Raw genomic sequence first — 5,210 nt, 5'->3', positions numbered from 1 at the left:
GCGCCGCAAACGGGCGATCCTTTTTTCCGACGCTTCCTCGGCCTTGGATTTCCTGGACATCTTTCGACGGTCAACTCCTTCCCGTCATCCAAGCAGATTGCCGTTAAACCCTCGTTAAATATAGAAAAACAATCGGAGATCGAGATCGATCATTCACCGCGCATAATCCGGTGAATCTCCGGCTGACTGTAAGCCCCCTCGGCAAAGCCATAGGTTCCCGGACCGGAAAGTTCGTCAGCCGCCCGCCGGACCAGCGTGAGGGCGGCCTTCGCAATATTGCCCCCAACCGTCACCCGTTTGACGCCCATTTCAGCGAGTTCCGGCACCGGTGGCGTTCCCGGTCCGGCAAGGATATTGAGGGGACCGTCGATCGCGGGCGCGAGACGGGCAATCAGGGCACCATCCCGCGCGCCCATAACAAAGGCACAACCGGCCCCGGCGCCGAGATAAGCGTTTGCGCGACGCACGGTTTCCTCAAATACCCCGTCGTCATTTCCCATCATGTAACCGTCCGTACGGGCATTGATGACGATATCCATTCCGCTGTCCCGAACGGCCTCAACGGCCGCCTCGATCCGCTCCACGGCCAGGCTGAAATCGAGCAGTTGGCGCGGACCGGACTTGTCGCTGTCTTCGATATTGACGCCGACGGCCCCTGCCTCGATGGCCAGACGAACCGTTTCAGCAACCGCATCGGGCGATTTTCCGTAGCCCGCTTCCATATCTGCACTGACGGGGATCGACACTGCGCGGGCGATCCGCCCGATTGCGCCGAGCATTTCGTCGCGCGGGATATTTTCGCCATCGCAATATCCGAGCGAGAATGCACACCCGCCACTGGTTGTAGCGATGGCCGAAAACCCTGCGTCTGCCAGCACACAGGCGCTGGCTGCATCCCAGCAGTTCGGCAGCACGAAAATACCGTCCCGGCGATGCATCTCGGCAAAACGCGCGGCCTTGCCGGTCTGATCCTGATCGCTCATGTCCTCTCCCACTATTTACCTAACGGCATAATTTCTCATTTTAACACGATCCGATAGGGGCTTCCGTCGTTAAACGGTCTTGCTCGCCTACCGGTCTTATCGTATTCGCCGGGAGCTTCAAGAACCCCGAAAAATGGCCGCCAGGGCCCATATTCTTTACACTCGGGGGTGTATCATTGAGCTTTTGACCTATCTACTTTGGTGTTACCGTTTACATCAATCCGGTCGGCTTACTGGTCGCCGTCCGGAATAATAATTTTCAGGAAGGAGGAGGACGATATGAAATTTTCGCACCACTTGAAGGGCGCCGGTTTTGCCGCGCTGGCCGTCGCAGCACTGGCGACGACCCGGCACCTATCATCCCGTGGGCACAGCCATCGCAACACTGAGCAAGATCAAGCTTCTGCCGAAGGAAAATTTCAGCCTGACGGCAGTCAATTCCGCCGGTTCCGGCGCGAATGTCCAGGCGCTGGGCGCCAATACAGCTCAGTTTGCCATTCTTCAGGGTCTGTTCGGCTCCTATGCCGCGACCGGCACCGGACCGGTATCCGCACCGCAGAAAAACGTGCGGTCGGTGACCATGCTGTGGCAGAACGTCGAGCAGTTCGTGCTCAACAACAAATACGTAAAGTCCGGCACAGCCTCCGACATGATCGCCCTCAAAGGCATGTCGATGGGCATGGGCAAGAAAAATTCCGGAACGATCGGCTCTAACCGGGTCCTCCTCAAGGGTCTCGGGATCGATATCGAAAAAGATTACAAGCTTGTGGATGCCGGATTTGGCCCGACGGCCGATGCCATGGCGAACGGCCAGGCTGTCGGCGGCGGGCTTGGTGCGGGACCGCCCACCGGGGCCGTTACCAAGCTGATGGCGTCGAACAGCGGTAAGTTCACAATCCTTTCGGTGACGGAAGAAGAGCGCAAGAAAATGGATGGTGGGCGCAATCTCTGGGTGCCCTACACCATCAAGGCCGGCACCTATCCCGGCCAAACCAAGGACGTGGTCACCATCGCACAACCGAACTTTCTTGCCGTGAACGCGGATGTGTCCGAAGAGCATGTCTACAAGCTGACCAAGGCAATCTACGAGAACCTGCCTTTCCTGCAGGCCATCCATAAAGCGACCAAGGCGATGAGCATCGATCAGGCCATGGCAGGCCTGCCGGTGCCGCTGCATCCCGGTGCCGCGAAGTACTATAAGGAGGTCGGGCTCACCATCCCCGATCACCTGATGCCGAAGTAAGGCAGCCAAGACTTCTTCGTGTCTATCGCCAGCTTCGGAGTCCGGCGGCCGCCCATCGGTGGCCGCCGGATTTCAATTAAGAAAAGACGCGCGGCATGAACGATGATGCCACCAGACCTTCCGGTCTGACCGGGTTCCGCGAAAAGGTCTTCGACTTCCGTCATTCGGTTGCCGAGCCATGGCCTTACGGGCTGACCATGACAGCCATCGTCCTGTTCGGGCTTTGGCACATCGCCACAAATGTCTACCTGACCGAACCGGGTCACTGGCAGAACTGCATCCATTTTGGTGGATTTGCCTTTCTCGCCGCCATTTCATCGCCTTTGTTCAAGCGCCATGCCGACCGGCCCTGGGCAATCGGTATCGATATCCTTTATGGACTTCTGGTCGCCGCCGCCGCGATGTGGATCGCCTATGCAGAGGACGCCTGACCGGCTGTATCATCCCTGTCCTGATTATTGTCGCGATGTCCTACATCCTGTTTCTTGGCGAATGGCTGCCGGGGACATTTCGGGCCGCCAGCCTGCCCCTGAGCGATGTTCTGTTCCGCTCCATGTATAACGACGAGGGCATGTTCGGGATCATCACCACGATCTCATCCGCCAACATCGCCCTCTTTATGATTTTCGGTGCCTTTCTGGTCACCTCCGGTGCGTCGGATTTCGTCATCGAGTTCGCCAAGATCGTTGCCGGACGGTTTCGCGGCGGCTCTGCCTTTGTCGCAGTGTTCGCCTCGGCCCTGACAGGAACCATTTCAGGATCCGCCGTCGCCAATACGGCTTCAACCGGCGTTATCACCATCCCGCTGATGAAGGCGAATGGCTTCCGCGCCATGTTCGCGGCCGGTGTCGAGGCCTCCGCCTCCACCGGCGGTCAGATCATGCCGCCGATTATGGGCGCCGGCGCCTTTGTCATGGTGTCCTATACCGGCATTTCCTATGGCACGATCGTGCTCTACTCGATCGTGCCGGCGATCCTCTATTTCCTGTCGATTGCCTTTATCGTCCGCGTCGAGGCGATGAAGCACGGGATCGGAATTGAGCAGTCCAATATTGTCGACCGGCACAAGCTCACTGCCGGCGCGCTCAACTTCCTTCTGCCACTGGGCGTGATGACCTACATGCTGGTCTCCGGCTGGACGCCGAGCTATGCCGCCTGCGTCGCCATTGCCACGCTGATCGTAACAAGCTGGTTTACGCCCAACCGCATGACCCCCGCAAAGATCTGCGAAGCGCTGGCACTCGGCATGAAGACATCGATCATGACCGCCGTACTGCTGGTTGCGGTAGGGCTGGTCAACAACGCGGTGACGACATCCGGCCTTGCCAACACCTTTGCCCTGATGATTGCCCAATGGTCGCAGGGCTCGCTGATCTTCGCTCTGCTCCTGATCGCGGTGGCATCTCTGGTACTGGGAATGGGGCTGCCGGTGACAGCCGCCTATATCGTCCTTGCCATCCTCTCGGCCCCTGCCCTGTCCGGCATGCTGGCCGACGGGCTGGTCGTGGAACAGCTCGTCGCCGGAATATCCGATCCTGCAAAGGCGGCGATGTTTATGCTGGTGGATTCGCCTCATGTCGCCAAGGTGCCGTCCGGCATGACGGCGGCGGAGGCGCAGCAGCTCGTCAGCGCGATGCCGTTCGAGCTCGCCGTTGTCATCCGGCCTGCAATTGTCGATGCCGCGACGATGACGACTCTCCTGCTCACGGCGCATCTGATTATCTTCTGGCTCAGCCAGGATTCGAACGTGACGCCGCCGGTCTGTCTGGCCGCCTTTACTGCAGCGGGAATCGCCGGATCTCCGCCGATGGCGACGGGCTTCCAGGCATGGAAGATCGCCAAGGGGCTCTATATTATCCCCCTTCTGTTCGCCTATACGCCGATGATCGGCGGAAGTCTCTGGGAAGTGATCCATGTCGGCTTCTTCAGCCTGTTTGGAATCTATGCCTTTACCACGCTGATCCAGCGTTATTCGGAAGGTCCGATCCCGATCTGGATGTACCCGGTGATCCTCAGCGCCGCCGCCACCACCTTCTGGCCGCTCCACCTTGTCGCGAATATTGCCGGTGCAGCGGTCATTGTCACTGTCGTGGTCGTCACGGCCCGTGCTGGACGGCGCCTGCTGTAAGTGCACTCTTTCAGGCGGCCGACAACAACAGAGGGGAAAGGTCCGGTGGAGATCCGCCGTCAGGCATCTCCATGATCCCGTCGATGACTCGAGCAGAATCGTTGACGCCTCCATGACGCATCAGTTCGCGCGCCTTCTCTATCATCGCATCGGCTGAGAGAGCCGCATCGGGATCGCCTTTGCATTGCGGGCGGTCGGCAGAAAGCCTCGAGCCGTCATCGAGCACAACCGAGACGGAAGCGCCCCAGGCCGCCGGATAGGCGCTTGCGTAAGGATCGGCGGCCTTTACCGAAACCGCTCGCGCGAGATCCGCCGCCCGCGCCCGCGCCTCAGGGCCGAACGCGGAAAAATCGACCTTGCCGCGCTGCAGCGCAGCGGCGACGCAATGCTGAATCGAAAACTTGCCCTCATATTCGCTGTTTGCCACGGGCCGGTCACAGACATCGATCGCCGCGTCATAGGTCGCGACCTCGACAGCCGCCACCCTGCTCAGATCCAGCCGATCGGACAGGGCGAGTGCAGCGTCGATGGCCGGATGCGTATGTCGGCAGCTTGGCCACGGCTTGATCGACGTCAGGTGAACCTGCCACGGCGCATCCGGATCGCGCAAAACGGCACCGGGATCCGGATCCGGACAGGCGCCGGCGAAGAAACCGGCTGGTCCCTCGAGAATTGCCGGCGGACCGGTAAAGCCCAGAGCGGCCAGTTCCGCGGCGACGACGCCGGCCTCTGCGGCGCGTCCGGCATGGAGATGCTTGCTCATCGCGCCTGTCGCGAGAAACTCCCACAATCCAGCCGATTGGGTGCCCGCATTGCCAAGCGCATTGAGGGCCGCCTCATCATCCAGAGTGAGGAT

At 60.0% G+C, this 5,210-nt stretch carries 5 protein-coding genes; 3 read left to right on the top strand and 2 right to left on the bottom strand.

Annotated elements, in window-relative coordinates; genetic code table 11:
- Positions 1 to 149: 149 nt before the first annotated feature.
- Entirely contained in the window at positions 150 to 983 is an 834-nt protein-coding gene (locus tag AAC599_RS19955; RefSeq protein ID WP_340152133.1) for an isocitrate lyase/phosphoenolpyruvate mutase family protein, read from the bottom strand.
- 313 nt (positions 984 to 1,296) lie between these two features.
- Here AAC599_RS19955 and AAC599_RS19950 point away from each other — a divergent pair, with 313 nt between their 5' ends.
- The 3 genes from AAC599_RS19950 to AAC599_RS19940 all read left to right on the top strand — a co-directional run bounded on the left by AAC599_RS19950 (position 1,297) and on the right by AAC599_RS19940 (position 4,354).
- On the top strand, positions 1,297 to 2,226 hold the full coding sequence (locus AAC599_RS19950; RefSeq protein ID WP_340152132.1) for a TAXI family TRAP transporter solute-binding subunit: 930 nt from the start codon (positions 1,297 to 1,299) through the stop codon (positions 2,224 to 2,226).
- A 95-nt stretch (positions 2,227 to 2,321) separates the two neighbouring features.
- Complete coding sequence (locus AAC599_RS19945; protein ID WP_340152131.1) at positions 2,322 to 2,657, top strand: hypothetical protein; 336 nt, start codon at positions 2,322 to 2,324, stop codon at positions 2,655 to 2,657.
- Positions 2,630 to 4,354: a TRAP transporter fused permease subunit gene (locus tag AAC599_RS19940; protein WP_340152130.1), complete on the top strand. Its 1,725-nt coding sequence runs from the start codon at positions 2,630 to 2,632 to the stop codon at positions 4,352 to 4,354. Before AAC599_RS19945 ends, AAC599_RS19940 begins: the two co-directional genes overlap by 28 nt.
- Before the next feature lie 10 nt (positions 4,355 to 4,364).
- Here AAC599_RS19940 and AAC599_RS19935 read toward each other — a convergent pair.
- Positions 4,365 to 5,210 (bottom strand): MmgE/PrpD family protein (locus AAC599_RS19935; RefSeq protein WP_340152129.1); only part of this gene is annotated, 846 nt, incomplete at its 5' end.

This window comes from uncultured Sneathiella sp., from assembly GCF_963976355.1.
Taxonomy (GTDB): Bacteria; Pseudomonadota; Alphaproteobacteria; order Sneathiellales; family Sneathiellaceae; genus Sneathiella.
The sequence above is the reverse complement of the archived record's forward strand: the minus strand, read 5'-3'. Positions and strand labels throughout refer to the sequence as shown.